This is a genomic window from Achromobacter spanius (assembly GCF_002966795.1).
GTDB classification, from domain to species: Bacteria; Pseudomonadota; Gammaproteobacteria; order Burkholderiales; family Burkholderiaceae_B; genus Achromobacter; species Achromobacter spanius_D.
This window is the reverse complement of the sequence record NZ_CP023270.1, coordinates 863,461-878,295: the sequence shown is the minus strand read 5'-3', so window position 1 is coordinate 878,295 and position 14,835 is coordinate 863,461. Positions and strand designations below refer to the sequence as shown.

The following is a 14,835-nucleotide window of genomic DNA, read 5'->3' as shown; positions in this document are numbered from 1 at the left end:
CGCGTTACCACCCCCTAGCCGCCTTACCCCCGATCCGCCAGATACCGCGTCGGCGTCATGCCGAACGCCGTGCGGAAGCTGCCGATGAACGCGCTGGTGCTTTCATACCCGACCGACAGCGCCGCCTGGGTGACCGATCCGCCCCGGAACAGCATCTCCAGCGCCCGCAGCAACCGGGCTTGCTGGCGCCACTGCCCCAGCGTCACGCCCGTCTCCTGGCGAAAACGCCGCATCAGCGTGCGCGACGACATGTTCAGCCGCTGCGCCCATTCGTCGATGCCCGCCGTGTCGTCCGGCGTATCCAGCAGCGTGTTGGCCAGGTCCTGCAGACGCGGATCGGCCGGCATCGGCAGCGGCGCGGTCGCATCGAAGGTGCGCTGCCGCAGTTCCTCCAGCAGCACATCGAAAAGCTGCGCCTGATAGGACGGCGGCGCGTCCTGCCACCCGCCTTCCGTAAAGCGTTCGACCAGCGCCTCGATCAGCCGGGAAGACGGCCACGCGCGGCAGTTCGTCGGCAGGCGTCCGCAGATGTCCGGGTGCACGTGCAGGAATGACCCGCGCGCCTCGCCGAACCAGCGCGCGCCATGCTGCACCCCGGGCGGAATCCATCCCAGACTGCCCGGCAGCACCGTCAGCACGCGCTCGCCCGACTGCACCATCACCAGCCCTTCGTGGACCAGCACCAGCATGCCCTCGGCGTGGGTGTGCGCCGGCACGGAGATTCCCTTGGACTCCCGCCGCCTGCACAAGCTGAACGGCGTCAGCAGGACGTCTGGCAGAGGGGGAGCGGAAGCCGCTTGAAGCATGGTTGGCAGGTTTGAGGTACAGGTTGACGGGTTCCCGTTAGCGGGTCCATTTGAAAATGTACATCATTCTCATCAACCGGGTATCAGCCCCCCGGATGGAGAATTTACATGGACCACACACGGCTGCGCGACGCCGGCATCAAAGCCACTTTCCCGCGATTGAAGATCCTGGACATCTTCTACCGCCACGCAGACGAGCACATGAGCGCCGCGGACATCTACCGCCGCCTCATCTCGGATCACAGCAATATCGGCCTGGCCACGGTTTACCGGGTGATCACGCAACTGGAGCACGCCGGCCTGCTCAAACGCACCCAGCTCGATACGCACACCAATGTGTTCGAACTGAACGACAAGGGCCATCACGACCATCTGGTCTGCACGCGCTGCGGGCAGATCCGGGAGTCCAGCGATCCGGCCATGGCACAACTGGTCAGGAAGATCGCACGCCGCAGCGGCTTCGAACTGGATTCCTACAGCCTGGTGCTTTACGGCAGCTGCGGCTGCGCCAAGGACGATCCCGCCCTGCCCCACGGAGCCTTCGAATGAACCACGATCAGTTTTTCTTCCACGACCTGTCGCAGTTCCCCATCGTCACCGCCCGCCACGGCGGCGCGCCGCTGGGCTACTCGGCCGCCTGGATCCGCGAAATGGAGCTGCTGGTGGACAACCCACGCAGCTTCGTCATGGTGGTGCCCGACACGCGGCACGAGGCCGCGCACGAGGACCGCAAGGCCATGATCGAATGGCAGACGGCCAACATGCCGCGCCTGCGGGCGCGCTGCCGGGCGTTCATCGCCGTCGAGCGCGACGCCAGCGGGCTCGACAAGCTGCGCCAGCGCGGCGAAAAGATGGCCCGCGCCTTCGGCCTGCCGTTCCTGGCGGTCGCGACACCCGGCGAAGCGGTCCAATGCGCCCGCGAACTGCTGGGGCAGGCGGGGCCGGGCGGCTTCAACGTCGATTAAGGGCCGGATCGCGATTTAAGACTGGGCCTGCGCAGCCGTTGTTCAATGACAGGCGCCGCCATCCGCGCGGCCGCCATCGTCCACTTTTTGCACCGGCCGTCCGACGCATGAACCACGCCCTCGCCTGTCTGTTTTGCCAATCGACGCTCGCGCAGGGCGCGCCGCTGCTTGAGCAGAACGGCGCGGCCATCTGCAAGACCTGTGTGGACCAGTTCGCCGTCCGCTTTGCCGACCGCGCGTGGGCGATGGCCGCCACGCCGCAAGAGCAGCTGGACGTGCTGCTGGACGAAAGCAGCCGCGCGCTGGCGCAGAGCGAAACGCTGGCCGAGCGGGCGCGGTGCTGCGGTTTCAGCCTGAACGATCTGTCGGCGGCGCTGCCCGCGCGCACGCTGTCCTGACCGGCGGCACGCCGCACGGCGTCAGAAGGACCCCACCGCGCTGCCCAGCGCGATGACGGCGGCCAGCCCGATGATGGGCCCCAAAATGCCCACCACGACGATGTTCATGTAGCCGTCCCGGTGCGTCGATCCGCACACCGCCAGCAGCGTCACCACGGCGCCGTTGTGCGGCAGGCTGTCCAGCGTGCCCGCGCCGATCACCGACACCCGGTGCATCAGCGCCGGATCGATACCCAGCGTCTGGGCCAGTTCCATGTACGTCGCGGCCAGCGATTGCAGGGCGATGGTCAGGCCGCCCGACGCCGACCCGGTCAGCGCCGCCAGCACATTGGTGGCGACGGCCAGCGACACCAGCGGCCCGCCCTCGATCGACAGCACCCAATCGCGCACCGCCGCGAACGACGGCAGCGACGCGACCACCGCGCCAAATCCCACGAGGCTCGCGACGCTCAGCAAGGGCAGCGCCGACGCGTTCACGCCCGCATCCATGGTGTCGCGCAGCGACGGCAGGCGCCGGAAGTTCAACACCACCAGCACCGCAATCGCGGCCAGCAGCGCGGTGATCACCGACCAGACGCCGCCCACCGCGGCCAGGCTGGTGCCGCCCCATCGCGCCTCGGCCAGCCAGGCGGTGTCCATGCGCGGCAGAACAACCAGCGTCATGAACAGGTTGACCAGGATCACGACCACGAGCGGCGCCGCGGCCACCAGCGTGGACGGCGCGTCGGGGCTGCGCTGGCCATGATGCATTTCGGCGGGATCGAACTCGCGCGCGACGGTGGCGCGCTCGCGCACCAGGACATCGTCGGACACGTCGGCGGCCATACCGGCCGGCGCGACATAGCCCTCGCCCGCGCGCCGCGCCGAGGCTTCCGCACGGCTCAGCCACCACAACCCGAAGCCCAGCATGATCGCGCTGGCGATGATGCCCAGCCCGGGTGCTGCGAACGGCGTGGTCGCAAAGAACGGCATGGGGATCGCGTTCTGCACGGCGGGCGTGCCCGGCAACGCGGACATCGTGAAGGTGGACGTGCCAAGCAGGATGGCCGCGGGCATCAGCCGCACCGGAATCCCGGCCGCCTTGAAAAGCGCGTGCGCCATGGGCGCCAGCACGAAAAACGCCACGAACAGGCTGACGCCGCCATAGGTCACGATGGCGCCGGCCAGCACCACCGCCAGGATGGCGCGCCGCGCGCCGAGCTTGCGCGTCATCGCGTCGGCAATCGCCGTGACGGACCCGCTGTCGGCCATCAGCTTGCCAAACAGCGCCCCCAGCAGAAACAAGGGAAAGAACTGCGCCACGAACCCGGCCGCGCCGCCCATGAACGTCTGCGTCCAGTGGGCCAGCAGCGGTTCCCCGGCGGCGGCCGCCGTCACCATGGCCGCCGCCGGCGCCAGCAGCAGGATGCTCCAGCCGCGGTACGCCAGCCCGATCAGCAGTACCAGTGCGAGCAGGATGCCGAAGAGTCCCATGGTCAAACCTCGCCCAGCAGTTCGTCGATATCCAGCGATGACCGCTTGCCCAGGTCATCGCCATGCTCGGCCAGAAAGCGGTCGGCGGCTTTCCTGCCCTCGTCGCGCAACATGCACAGAAACGGCCATTCGGCATTGAGCTTGGAGGAAGAGCCCAGTTCCACCATCAGCTCGGACGAGACGCGATGGATGCGCATGTCCGCCCACATCCTGCCCTCGCCATTGCCGGGATCGGCCACCTGGCGCAGCAGCGCGATCATGCGCAGCTCTTTCAACAGCGACGCGTTGAACGTGACTTCGTTCAGGCGGTTCATGATCTCGCGGGCGCTGCTGGGCAGCCCGGCCCGCTCGACCGGATTGATCTGCACGAGGATCGTGTCGTGCGACTGGCACTCCCGCACCAGCGGCGTGATCGTGGGGTTACCGCTGTAGCCGCCGTCCCAGTAGGGGTCGCCGTCGATCATCACTGCCCGGAACATGGTCGGCAGGCAGGCCGAGGCCAGCAGCACGTCGGCGTTCACCTCGGCATTCTTGAACACCCGGCCGCGCCCGGTGCGCGCGTTGGTCGCCGTAATGAACAGATGGATGGGCGCGCGCGCCAGCTCGTCGAAGTCGATGACGTCCTGCAGGATGGCCGCCAGCGGATTGGTCCCCGCGGCGCTGAGGTCATAAGGGGAAAACACCCGCGACGCCAGGTCAAACGCAATGAACATGGGCGAATGATCCAGCGACCAGGAGCCCATCAGGATATCGAGCGGGCTGCGGCGGAACGGGCTGAACCGCGCCGCATCGGACACGCGCCGCCAGAAGTCCTCCAGTGCGGCACGGGCGCCGTCGGCGCCGCCCCGCGCATGACCCAGCACCAGCACGGCGGCATTCATGGCGCCGGCGGAGGTGCCGGAAATGCCGTCGATGCCAAGCCAGGATTCTTCCAGCAGCCGGTCCAGCACGCCCCAGGTGAACGCGCCGTGCGCGCCTCCTCCTTGCAGGGCAAGATCGATCAACAGAGGATCGCGGGCAGTCGATGACGCTTTGGATCGGGCCACGGCGGAACTCCTTGCGGGGAGGCTGGGGGTGAGCGGACGATCAGATGACTGCGATATGAACCATGTTGCGGCGCACATATCGTTCGGCTGTTATACGCGATGGCTTTGTAAAACGGAAGGCCGCCAACTGCCGCGCGCGCCGTCTACGACCAAAGACCGATGCGCCTGCACCGGGCCGCTGCTACTGTCCGCCTCGAGCAAACCAGCCCCCGGCCTTGAAGGTGCGTGTCACACGCGGCAGGATCCGCCCGCGGGGCGCTCAGCCGACGTTGGCGCGGCTCTTTCCGCCGGCACGCAGCAGGAGATAGCAATGGAAAAAATGGACCAGCACGTTCAGCAAGGCGACGCGGAGTTCCGCATCGAAGCAATGAGCGCCGACGAGATCAACCAGGTCAGCGGCGGAAACGGCCCGAACCGCTTCATGGGCGCTTCGTCTTACAACCCGCACGCCGCGCAGCTCAAGCCGAATGTCAAAACGCCCAGCACGGCAGGTGTCAGATCGGTTTTCTTGAGCTGATCTGACTGACGAGCATTGCGGGGGCCGTCCAAACCCGGACCGTCCCCGCGGCGCGAAGCCTCTCACGTTCCCGATCCGTGCCGCTCTACCGCGACCAAGCGCTCGCCGCGCAACGCATCTCCGGCCTGGGCGACATCGTCCTGATCCGGCCGGTGTCTTTCGCTCTTGTGACGGCGGTTCTGGCAGGCTTCGCGCTGGCCGTCTGCCTGTTCCTGGCGTTTGGCACCTATACCAAACGCGCCACCGTGAGCGGCCAACTAGCCCCGGACGCGGGCCTGCTTAAGCTGTACGTGCCGCAGCCGGGCGTCGTGCTCGAGCGCCGCGTGCAGGAAGGCCAACACGTGGCGGCGGGAGAGGTGCTGTATGTGGTGTCGGGCGACCAGCAAAGCGCGTTGGGCGACACGCATCAGGCGATCAGCGCGCAGATCCGGCAGCGCCACGACAGTCTGCGCGAGGCCCGCGAAAAGACGGCCCTGCTGCAGCAAGGCGAAGTCGGCAGCCAGGCCACCGCCATCGCCAGCCTGAAGGCGCAACTTGCCGCCATGGACCAGCAGATCGCCGGCCAGCGCGAACGCATCAAGCTCGCGCAGGACAGCGCCCAGCGCTATCGGCAACTGATGGATAAAGGGTATCTGTCGCCCGAGGAAACCGATCAGAAGCGCGCTGAACTCCTGGAGCAGCGCAACCTGCTTCAAGCGCTGCTGCGCGACCGCATCGGGCTGGCAACCACCCTTGCGACGCACGAGCAGACGCTGGCCGAGCTGACGCTGCGCCATCAGAACCAGCTATCGCAACTTGACCGGGAACTGTCCGCCGTGGCGGTCGATCTGACGCAAAACGAGGCGCGGCGCCAGACCGTCCTGACCGCGCCCCACGCGGGCGTGGTCACGGCCGCCACGGCCGACGCTGGCCAGGCGGTCGACAGCCGCCGGCCGCTTGCCACGATCGTTCCGGACGGCGCGAAGCTGCTGGCCGAACTGCTGGCGCCCAGCCGCGCGGTCGGTTTCGTGGCGCCTGGCGACAAGGTGCTGATCCGTCTGGCCGCCTATCCGTATCAGACCTATGGCCAGCAAACCGGCATCGTCCAGGACGTGGCGCGCAGCGCCTTGCCCGAATGGCAGCTCCACGACGCCGCGGACGCTACGCCAGAGGGTGAGGCCGTCTACCGCATCACGGTGGCGCTGGAGACGCCGGCCTACGGCCCGCAAGGCCAGGAGTTGGCGCTGCGGCCCGGCATGCGGCTGGAGGCCGACCTGCTGCAGCAGACGCGCCGGCTGTACCAATGGGCATTCGATCCGGCCATGCGTCTGGCGGAAAAGCTATGAGCGCGCTGGAGCGTCTGGCGCTCGGATTCAAGCGGCGCGTGCCGCAGCTGCTGCAGACCGAAGCAGCCGAGTGCGGCTTGGCCTGTGTGGGGATGATTGCGGGCTATCACGGCCACCATCAGAGCCTTGCGGCCCTGCGTACACGCTTTCCGGTGTCGATGAAAGGCGCGACGCTCGCCACACTGATTCAGGTGGCAGGCCAGCTTGCCTTGGCGGCGCGTCCCGTCAAGGCCGGTCTGGGCACCCTCGGCCATCTGAAGCTGCCCTGCATCCTGCATTGGGAATTCAACCACTTCGTGGTGCTGACGGCCGTCAACGCGCGCTCGGCCACCCTGATCGACCCGGCAAGCGGGGGACGCACCTGTACCCTTGCTGAGCTGTCCGCGTCCTACACCGGCGTCGCGCTTGAACTATGGCCGACGCCGCAGTTCCAGGAGACGCGCGAAAGCCGGCCTGTGCGCCTGCGCGAACTCACGGGACGCATCCGCGGTCTGGGCGGGGCGTGCTCGCAGGTGCTGCTGCTGGCGCTGGCGCTCGAGATCCTGACGGTCGTGCAGCCCTTCTTCCTGCAGTGGGTGGTGGATCACGTGTTGAACACGGGCGACCGCGACCTGTTGACCACCTTGGCGCTGGCCTTCGCCCTGCTGATGGTGATGAAGCAGCTCACTTCGGTCGCGCGAGGCTGGATGCTGATGGTCATGAGCACGACGCTGAACCTGCAATGGCGCACAAACGTCTTCACCCATCTGCTGCGCCTGCCGGTCGCCTGGTTTGAAAAACGGCACCTGGGCGATGTGGTGTCGCGCTTCGGGGCCGTGGACGAGATCCAGCGCACCTTGACGAGCACATTCCTGGAAGCCGTGCTGGACGGATTGGTGATGCTCATCACGCTGGCGCTGATGTTCCTCTACAGTCCGCCTCTCGCCGGGATCTCGCTGGGGGCCATGGCGCTTTACGGCATTGCGCGCTGGAGCGGCTATGCGCCGCTGCGCAATGCCACCGAGGCGCACATCGTGCACGCCGCCAAAGAACAGACTCACTTTCTGGAAACGGTGCGCGGCATCAAGGCGATCAAGCTGTTCCAGCATCAGGACGACCGGCGGTCGCGGTGGCTGTCGTTGCTGGTGAACGAAATTAATGCGGATCTGCGCACGCAGAAGTGGACACTGCTTTTTCGCACCTGCAACGGCCTGCTGTTTGGCCTGTCGTCCATCCTCATCCTGTGGCTGGGCGCCAGGCTCGTGCTGGACGGTCAATTCACCGTGGGCGCCCTGCTCGCCTTCATCGTCTACAAGACGTTGTTCGATCAGCGCGTGGCGGCGCTTCTGGACAAGCTGGTCGACGTGAAGATGCTGAGGCTGCAGGGCGAGCGCCTGGCCGACATCGTGCGCCAGGCGCCCGAGCTTGCGGAGGACATGCCGCAAGCGGACGAGATGCCCGTGCGCCCTCCCCTGATCGAAGCGCGCAACCTGCGCTTTCGCTACAGCCCGCACGACCCCTACGTGCTCGACGGCATCAGCTTCAGGATCGAGCCCGGCGAGTCCGTCGCCATCACGGGGCCGTCGGGCGGCGGCAAGTCGACGCTCATCAACATCCTGCTTGGCGTGCTGGCGCCGACGGACGGCGAAGTGCTGATCGACGGGGTGCCCGTCCGGGGCGCGGGCGCGGCCAGTCTGCGTCGAATGGCGGGCACCGTGTTGCAGGACGACGCACTCTTTGCCGGGTCCCTCGCCGAAAACATCAGTTTCTTTGATCCGCAGTACGACGCCGAGCGCGCCGCCCAATGCGCGCAAATCGCCGCTATTCACGACGACATCCGCGCCATGCCGATGGGCTACAACACGCTGGTGGGGGACATGGGCACCGTGCTGTCGGGCGGCCAGAAGCAACGGGTGCTGCTGGCGCGCGCCTTGTACAAGCGGCCGGCCGTCCTGTTCCTGGACGAAGCGACCAGCCATCTGGATATCGGCCGCGAACGTGCGGTCAACGCGGCCATCGCGAAGCTTGAGATGACCCGCGTGATCGTCGCGCATCGGCCGGACACGATCGGCGCTGCCGCGCGCGAAATCATGCTGGCGGACGGCAAGGTCTTCCGGGACACCGGCCGGCGCGCAGGCGCCAGCGAGGCGTTCGTCCCGGCCTAAACCGGCTTGCCGAACACGCCGCCGCGCCGCGCCACCAGCGTGGCCTGCGTGCGGTTCAGCACCCCAAGCGTGCCCAAAATGGCCGACACATGCGTCTTGACGGTCTTCTCCGTCATGTTGAGCTGTTCCGAGATTTCCTTGTTGCGCAGCCCGTCGCACATCAGCCGCAACACCTCGCCCTGGCGCGGCGTCAGCGCGCGCAGCAGCGCCGCCTCGTCCTGCGCGGCGCCCGCAAGCCCGGCGGACGCGGTGTGCACGGTTCGCGCCGGCGCTTCGTCAATTGCCAGCAGCGCCGCCGCCAGTTCCTGGCAACTGGCGGACTTGTTCATGAACCCATGCGCGCCCGCGTCCATGGCGCGGCGCTGGTCCTCGGGATCCTGCGACGCCGACAGCACCAGCACGCGCAGTTGCGACCGCCGCGCCCGCAGACGCTTGAGCAGGTCCGCGCCCGCGATGTCGGGCAGATAGAAATCCATGATGACGTTGCGGATGGCGGCATGCCGGTCCAGCACGTCCAGCGCCTCCTGGCCGCTCGCCGCCGGGTGGATGGTCACGTCGGGCAGCGCATCGTCCAGCGCCATGACCAGGGCTTCGCGGAACATGGCATGGTCGTCGATCAATAGCACTGCCGTCATTCGGCGTCTCCGGTCAGGGGGTGGACAGGGGTGGCCTGAAGCAGGCCGGCCACGCGCTCGCGCAATGCCTGGACCTGCACGGGCTTGTGCAGCAGCGGCACCCCGCGGGCGGCGGCTTCGGACAGCCGGGCCGGATCCGTGTCGCCGCTGACCAGCAAGGCCGGCAGGTCGGGATCGTTGTATTCCTCGCGCAGACTTTCGATGACGTGGATGCCGGTCTCGTGGTCGCGCAGGCGGTAGTCGCTGACGATGAGCGCGGGACACTCGGCCAGCGGCAGCACACGCTCCATCAGCGCATTGCCGCTGGTGGCGGCGATGACCCGGCAGCCCCAGCTCTCGAACAGCATGGACAGGCCGGCCAGATTCTGTGGATCGTCGTCCACCAGCAGGACCAGCTTGCCTTCCAGGCCCTCGCTGGACGCAGCCACCGGCGGCATGGCCGGTCCCAGGTCGCGCTCAGGCGGCTCGGACGCCGCACGTTCCGCGACAGGCACCGTTACGGCAAAGACCGTGCCGCGCCCTTCCTGCGAGCGCAGCGACAGCTCGTGCCCGAGCAGCCGCGCCGTGCGGCGCACGATGGCCAGGCCCAGTCCCAGGCCTTTGCTGCGATCGCGTTCGGGGTTGCCCAATTGATGGAATTCCCAGAACACGCGCTCCTGCTCCGGCTTCGGGATGCCCTGGCCGTTGTCCCAGACCTCGATCCGCAGCCGCCCGCCGGCGCGCCGGCAGCCGATCAGCACCTGTCCGCCCGCCGTGTGCGTGATGGCGTTGCTGATCAGGTTGCGCAGAATGCGTTCCAGCAGGACCGGGTCCGAACGCACGCTGACCGCGCAGGCGCGCAAACGCACCGTGATTCCCTTCTCGCCCGCCTGGGGCGCGTACTCGGCGCGCAGGCGCTCAAGCAGCGGCTGCAGCGCAAAGGCCTCGACGCGCGTCTCGATGACGCCGGCATCCAGCCGCGACAGGTTGAGCAGCGCATCGAACAGCTGGCCCATCGCCGCCATCGCGCTGGCGATGTTGTCGACCAGATATCGCCCATGCCGCGACAGGCGCTCGTTCGTGAGCAGCCCGAGGAACAGATTGACCGCGTGCACCGGCTGGCGCAGGTCATGGCTCGCAGCGGCCAGAAAGCGCGACTTTTCCAGGTCGCTGCGTTCGGCGGCCGTCTTCTCCTGCCGCACCTGTTCCAGCAGCGCCAGGTTTTCATAGCCCAGCCGCAAGGCGTCCAGATGCGTGCGGTTCATGCGGTGGATGAACGCCAGGGTGGCGACCAGGTAGGCCAAGCCGCTGGTCACCAGCGCCAGATGGATGGCGGACGGCTGCGCTGCCAGCGCGATGAACATGGGCGCGAAGGCCGGAATCTCGAAGGCGTACATGACCGGAAGCATCATGTAATTCGAGTAGATGGCGCCCGTGCCCAGCCCGAACAGGATGACGATGAAGAACAGCTGATATTCCAGCGGAACGATGAACGTCCAGTACGCGAACGGCAGGCCCCACAGGATGCCCGAGCACAAGTTGCCGACCAGCATGCGCCGCAGCCAGATTTGGGCGGCGGCGGGGTCAGCGCGGCGGCGGTCGTAAACCAGCATGGCCAGCAGGCGCAACGCGCCGACCACCAGCGTGACGGCGATCCACAGCAGGATCTGCTGGCGGGGCAGCACGTCCAGCAGCGCAAAGACCGAAAAGCAGGCGGTGATCAGCGACCCGGCCAGCGCAAACGGAAAACTCCGGCGCAGCGCGTCCACCTGCACCTGCTGGATGCGGGCCGCGTAAACGGATCCTTGGGGCAAAGAGGCAATCGGGCCGATGACAGGTTGCACGGGTCAGGGGCGCCACGCGGGCGGGGCGCTACGCGGAGGGCTGGGCGCCGGCCAGGCGGCCGACGGCGAAGTGTCCCGATTTTAGACGTTACACGTGGTATGTAAACGGACATTTCATGCCGGACCATTCCCCCAAGGATCGTGGCGGATTTTGCCGGCCCCCTGCCGCAAACGCAGACCGGGAACGCAGTTTGCTGCGCGAAACAGCTTTCCGGCACCGGCAACAGCGCCCTGATTGGAGCTGTAACCGCATGAAAAAAAAGGAAGCGCCGCGTCCCCGTTCGGCCGGCGGCGTCCTCGTTCTGTCATTGATCGCTTTTGGCGCCTTCCTGGCCGCCATGCTGTTTTCGCTGCATCTCTCCGTTGAGAAAAGCGACGACATGTCGGCCCTGCGCCAAAGCCGCGAACTGCACCAGGCGATCAGCAACGTCCTGGACGACGTGGCGCAGGCGCAGGAAGGGGTGGCCGTCTGGGACCTGCTGGTGGACGAGCTGATCAAGCCCGCGCCGGATCAGGCCTGGCTGGACGACAACGTGGGCGAGTGGCTTCATCGGCTGTTCGAGCAGGATCTGGTGTTCATCCTTGGACCGGACGACGCCATGCGCTACGGCAATGTCCACGGCGAACTGGTAGCGCCGGCGCGGTACGCCGTTTACGAACCCGGGATTCGCCCCTTCGTCGCCTTGGCGCGCGGGCAAACCACCCGTCCCAACAACGACCACGAACGCCTGCCCGGCCAGCCGCCCTCCACCGACGCTTCTGCCCGCACCACGGCGACCGCCGTGCATGCCACCGACCTGGCGACCATCGGGCAACGGCCCGCCGTCGTGAGCGTCATGCGCATCGCGCGCTTCCCGCCTGACATTGATTCGCCGACGATCGAATCGCGCAACCTGCTCGTCAGCGTCCGGTTCATCGACGGCGATTTCCTGCGCTCGTTCTCGCGCGACAACCTGATCGGCGGACTGCACTACCATCCGGACCGCGTGCGCCATGAGGGGATCCAGGAGCGCGAGGAACCCCTCATGTCATCGGATGGCACGCTGCTGGGCTACCTGATGTGGCAGCCGGAGTTGCCTGGTTCCGAGCTCTGGCGCGCCATGCTGCCAGCCGTCACCGCCATGCTTGCAAGCGCCGTTCTGCTGATCTCTTTGCTTGCGCTGCGCACCTACCGGCTGCTGCGCCAGCAGCAGGCGCACCTGAGCGCGCTGCGCACGGCCCATGTGGAACTGAAGGCCAGCGAAGCGCACGCGCAGCATCTTGCCTTTCATGACGTGCTGACCGGGCTGCCGAACCGCGCCTATTTCAGTACCTGCGTGGACCAGGCGCTGGTCCGCCGCCGGCCGGATGCGTGCTGTGCGGTGCTGCTGCTGGACCTGGACCACTTCAAGCAGGTCAATGACACCTGGGGCCACGCCGCGGGCGACGCGCTCATCGAGGAGTTCTCACGGCGGGTCAAGCTCACGCTCGGGCCGGACGACGCCGTCGCGCGGCTGGGCGGCGACGAGTTCGCCGTGCTGATGCAGAACGCCACGGAAGCGGGCGCGGCCGACCTGCTGCAGCGCATTCTTGCCGAGGTGCGCGAGCCCTTCGACCTGCTCGGCGGCCGCGCCTTCGTGGGCGCCAGCATCGGCGCGTCGATGGCCCCGCGCGACGGAACAACGCGCAGCGAGCTGCTGCGCAAGGCCGACATCGCGCTGTACCGCGCCAAGGAACTGGGTCGCAACCAGTACAGCTTCTTCGCGCCCGAGATGGACGAAACCCTCAAGGCCAAGGCAGTGATCGAAGAAGACCTGCGCCGCGCGCTGGCCGGCAGCGGCCAGCTCGCGGTCCATTTCCAGCCGCAGATCGACAGCAGCACGCAGCAGCTCGTGGGCGTTGAAGCGCTGGTGCGATGGAACCACCCGGACAAGGGCGCGGTGTCGCCGCAGATCTTTGTGCCCGTGGCCGAATCCACGGGCCTGATCGTGCCGTTGGGCGAGTGGGTGCTGAACGAAGCCTGCCGCGCCGCGCGGCAGTGGCCGGGCCTGTCCATCGCGGTGAACCTGTCGCCCGTGCAGTTTCGCGGCCCGGATTTTGCCGAGCGCGTCATCGACCTGGTGCGGCGCGCGGGGGTGGACCCCGCGCAGATCGAGCTGGAGGTCACCGAAGGCGTGTTCATCGAAGACGATGGCCGGGTGCAGAAAGCCATCGGCAAACTGCGCGCCGCGGGCTTCCGGATTGCGCTGGACGATTTTGGCACCGGCTATTCCAGCCTGAGTTATCTGCAGCGGTTCGCCGTCGACAAGATCAAGATCGACCGCAGCTTTGTGGCCAATATTGGCGAAGGCAGCGATTCGACCGCCATCGTGAATGCAGTGGTGATGTTGGGGCGTTCGATGGGACTGACGATCAACGCGGAAGGGGTCGAGACGCCCGCGCAGCGCGATTTCCTGCGCGCTGCGGGCTGCGATGAACTGCAGGGGTTTCTGTTTTCGCGCGCGGTGCCGGAAGCAGAAATTACAAAATGCTTGCAGAAGGCGCGTTCAGCGGCGTAGTTGTCCGCTGTAGTTGTCCCCTGGTCTCGTCCGCTGTTGCCGTCGCTCATGCCAAGAGCGGGAACCCAAACGCAAAAACGCCGCTACGAATAGCGGCGTTCACATTGACCTGCGAATTGGGGTGGTGGGTTGTGCGAGACTCGAACTCGCGACCAACGGATTAAAAGTCCGCTGCTCTACCGACTGAGCTAACAACCCGACCGAAGCCCGAAATTATGGCGGATTTCAAAGGGCTTGTCAAAAAATGACCGCAGGTCGTGTTGCCGACGTGGTCCGGCAGCACCGCGCCGCTGCAACACGCAACACCACCCACGAAAAAAACGGCCGCTCGCGGCGGCCGTCTTCAAAACGCAATCCGCTCCCAAATTACCAGGCAGCGACCACGGCGCCCTTGAACTTGGTCTGGATGAAGTCCTTCACCGCCGGGCTGTGATAGATCGAGACCAGCTTGGCGAACTCAGGACGGTCCTTGTCCTTTTCACGCACGACCAGCACGTTGGCGTACGGCGAGTCGGGCGATTCCTGGGCGATGGCGTCCTTGGTCGGGTTCAGGCCGGCTTCCAGCGCGAAGTTGGTGTTCACGGCCGAGGCGTCGGTGTCATCCAGCGAACGCGGCAGCTGGGCAGCGTCCAGTTCAATGAAGCGCAGCTTCTTGGGGTTTTCGATCACGTCGATCGGCGTGGCCTTCAGGCCCGCTTCCGGACGCAGCTTGATCAGGCCATTGGCCTGCAGCAGCAGCAGCGCGCGGCCGCCGTTGGTCGGGTCGTTCGGCAGCGCGATGCGGGCGCCTTCCTTCAGTTCGGCCAGCGACTTGATCTTCTTGCTGTAGATGCCGATCGGGAAGATCACGGTCTTGGCGATGCTGACCAGCTTGTAGCCGCGGTCGGCGTTGGCGTTGTCCAGGTAGGGCTGGTGCTGGTAGCTGTTCAGGTCCAGGTCGCCCGCGGCGAGCGCCACGTTGGGCTGCACGTAGTCCGAGAACTCGATGACCTGCAGGTTCAGGCCCTGCTTGGCGGCTTCGGCCTTGACCACATCAAAGATCTGGGCGTGCGGGCCGGCGGTGACGCCAACCTTCAGGGGCTTGTCCTGAGCCAGCGCGGGCTGGGCGAAAACGGCGGCGCCCAACGCGAACGCGGCCAGCGACTTCAAAACCTTGATGCTCATGT

At 66.8% G+C, this 14,835-nt stretch carries 12 protein-coding genes, 1 tRNA gene and 1 pseudogene; 7 read left to right on the top strand and 7 right to left on the bottom strand.

Annotated features, from left to right (window positions below; genetic code table 11):
- Positions 1 to 23: 23 nt before the first annotated feature.
- Positions 24 to 806: a helix-turn-helix domain-containing protein gene (locus tag CLM73_RS03960; protein WP_105237392.1), complete on the bottom strand. Its 783-nt coding sequence runs from the start codon at positions 804 to 806 to the stop codon at positions 24 to 26.
- A 108-nt stretch (positions 807 to 914) separates the two neighbouring features.
- Between CLM73_RS03960 and CLM73_RS03955 the strand changes: the two genes are divergently transcribed.
- The 3 genes from CLM73_RS03955 (at position 915) to CLM73_RS03945 (ending at position 2,169) form a co-directional block, all read left to right on the top strand.
- A complete protein-coding gene (locus CLM73_RS03955; RefSeq protein ID WP_105237391.1) occupies positions 915 to 1,355 on the top strand; it encodes a Fur family transcriptional regulator in 441 nt (146 codons plus the stop codon).
- Positions 1,352 to 1,771 (top strand): hypothetical protein, encoded by a 420-nt coding sequence (locus CLM73_RS03950; RefSeq protein WP_105237390.1) that lies wholly within the window; start codon positions 1,352 to 1,354, stop codon positions 1,769 to 1,771. The genes CLM73_RS03955 and CLM73_RS03950 overlap by 4 nt, the downstream gene beginning before the upstream one ends.
- Positions 1,772 to 1,878: 107 nt before the next feature.
- Entirely contained in the window at positions 1,879 to 2,169 is a 291-nt protein-coding gene (locus tag CLM73_RS03945) for a ClpX C4-type zinc finger protein (protein WP_056569212.1), read from the top strand.
- 21 nt (positions 2,170 to 2,190) lie between these two features.
- Here CLM73_RS03945 and CLM73_RS03940 read toward each other — a convergent pair whose 3' ends face one another.
- Together CLM73_RS03940 and CLM73_RS03935 are read right to left on the bottom strand one after the other, a co-directional pair.
- Positions 2,191 to 3,642, bottom strand: a complete 1,452-nt coding sequence (locus CLM73_RS03940) for a GntP family permease (RefSeq protein WP_105237389.1) — start codon at positions 3,640 to 3,642, stop codon at positions 2,191 to 2,193.
- Positions 3,643 to 3,644: 2 nt separating this feature from the next.
- Entirely contained in the window at positions 3,645 to 4,631 is a 987-nt protein-coding gene (locus CLM73_RS03935; RefSeq protein WP_418904943.1) for a patatin-like phospholipase family protein, read from the bottom strand.
- Positions 4,632 to 4,998: 367 nt separating this feature from the next.
- Here CLM73_RS03935 and CLM73_RS03930 point away from each other — a divergent pair, with 367 nt between their 5' ends.
- The 3 genes and pseudogenes from CLM73_RS03930 to CLM73_RS03920 all read left to right on the top strand — a co-directional run bounded on the left by CLM73_RS03930 (position 4,999) and on the right by CLM73_RS03920 (position 8,774).
- A complete protein-coding gene (locus CLM73_RS03930; RefSeq protein ID WP_105237387.1) occupies positions 4,999 to 5,205 on the top strand; it encodes a hypothetical protein in 207 nt (68 codons plus the stop codon).
- Between the two features lie 77 nt (positions 5,206 to 5,282).
- On the top strand, positions 5,283 to 6,530 hold the full coding sequence (locus CLM73_RS03925) for an HlyD family secretion protein (RefSeq protein ID WP_105237386.1): 1,248 nt from the start codon (positions 5,283 to 5,285) through the stop codon (positions 6,528 to 6,530).
- Positions 6,527 to 8,774 (top strand): annotated as a pseudogene (locus CLM73_RS03920) (peptidase domain-containing ABC transporter). The gene CLM73_RS03925 and the pseudogene CLM73_RS03920 overlap by 4 nt, the downstream one beginning before the upstream one ends.
- On the opposite strand, the gene CLM73_RS03915 reads toward CLM73_RS03920, so the two are convergent.
- Together CLM73_RS03915 and CLM73_RS03910 are read right to left on the bottom strand one after the other, a co-directional pair.
- Positions 8,671 to 9,309 carry a response regulator transcription factor gene (locus tag CLM73_RS03915; protein WP_105237384.1) on the bottom strand — a complete coding sequence of 213 codons (639 nt, stop codon included), beginning with the start codon at positions 9,307 to 9,309 and terminating at the stop codon, positions 8,671 to 8,673. The pseudogene CLM73_RS03920 and the gene CLM73_RS03915 overlap by 104 nt on opposite strands.
- On the bottom strand, positions 9,306 to 11,102 hold the full coding sequence (locus CLM73_RS03910) for a hybrid sensor histidine kinase/response regulator (protein WP_234015803.1): 1,797 nt from the start codon (positions 11,100 to 11,102) through the stop codon (positions 9,306 to 9,308). Before CLM73_RS03910 ends, CLM73_RS03915 begins: the two co-directional genes overlap by 4 nt.
- A 281-nt stretch (positions 11,103 to 11,383) precedes the next feature.
- On the opposite strand from CLM73_RS03910, the gene CLM73_RS03905 reads away from it, so the two are divergent.
- Complete coding sequence (locus tag CLM73_RS03905; protein WP_158685823.1) at positions 11,384 to 13,669, top strand: putative bifunctional diguanylate cyclase/phosphodiesterase; 2,286 nt, start codon at positions 11,384 to 11,386, stop codon at positions 13,667 to 13,669.
- A gap of 122 nt (positions 13,670 to 13,791) precedes the next feature.
- Here CLM73_RS03905 and CLM73_RS03900 read toward each other — a convergent pair.
- Positions 13,792 to 13,867 (bottom strand) — tRNA-Lys (locus tag CLM73_RS03900).
- 168 nt (positions 13,868 to 14,035) lie between these two features.
- On the bottom strand, positions 14,036 to 14,833 hold the full coding sequence (locus CLM73_RS03895; protein WP_105237381.1) for a MetQ/NlpA family ABC transporter substrate-binding protein: 798 nt from the start codon (positions 14,831 to 14,833) through the stop codon (positions 14,036 to 14,038).
- Between the last annotated feature and the right edge of the window lie 2 nt (positions 14,834 to 14,835).

Coding starts and splice junctions, on each gene's coding strand:
- CLM73_RS03940 (WP_105237389.1), bottom strand. CDS start 3,642: ATGGGACTCTTCGGCATCCTGCTCGCACTGGTACTGCTGATCGGGCTG.
- CLM73_RS03960 (WP_105237392.1), bottom strand. CDS start 806: ATGCTTCAAGCGGCTTCCGCTCCCCCTCTGCCAGACGTCCTGCTGACG.
- CLM73_RS03905 (WP_158685823.1), top strand. CDS start 11,384: ATGAAAAAAAAGGAAGCGCCGCGTCCCCGTTCGGCCGGCGGCGTCCTC.
- CLM73_RS03915 (WP_105237384.1), bottom strand. CDS start 9,309: ATGACGGCAGTGCTATTGATCGACGACCATGCCATGTTCCGCGAAGCC.
- CLM73_RS03945 (WP_056569212.1), top strand. CDS start 1,879: ATGAACCACGCCCTCGCCTGTCTGTTTTGCCAATCGACGCTCGCGCAG.
- CLM73_RS03950 (WP_105237390.1), top strand. CDS start 1,352: ATGAACCACGATCAGTTTTTCTTCCACGACCTGTCGCAGTTCCCCATC.
- CLM73_RS03955 (WP_105237391.1), top strand. CDS start 915: ATGGACCACACACGGCTGCGCGACGCCGGCATCAAAGCCACTTTCCCG.
- CLM73_RS03930 (WP_105237387.1), top strand. CDS start 4,999: ATGGAAAAAATGGACCAGCACGTTCAGCAAGGCGACGCGGAGTTCCGC.
- CLM73_RS03895 (WP_105237381.1), bottom strand. CDS start 14,833: ATGAGCATCAAGGTTTTGAAGTCGCTGGCCGCGTTCGCGTTGGGCGCC.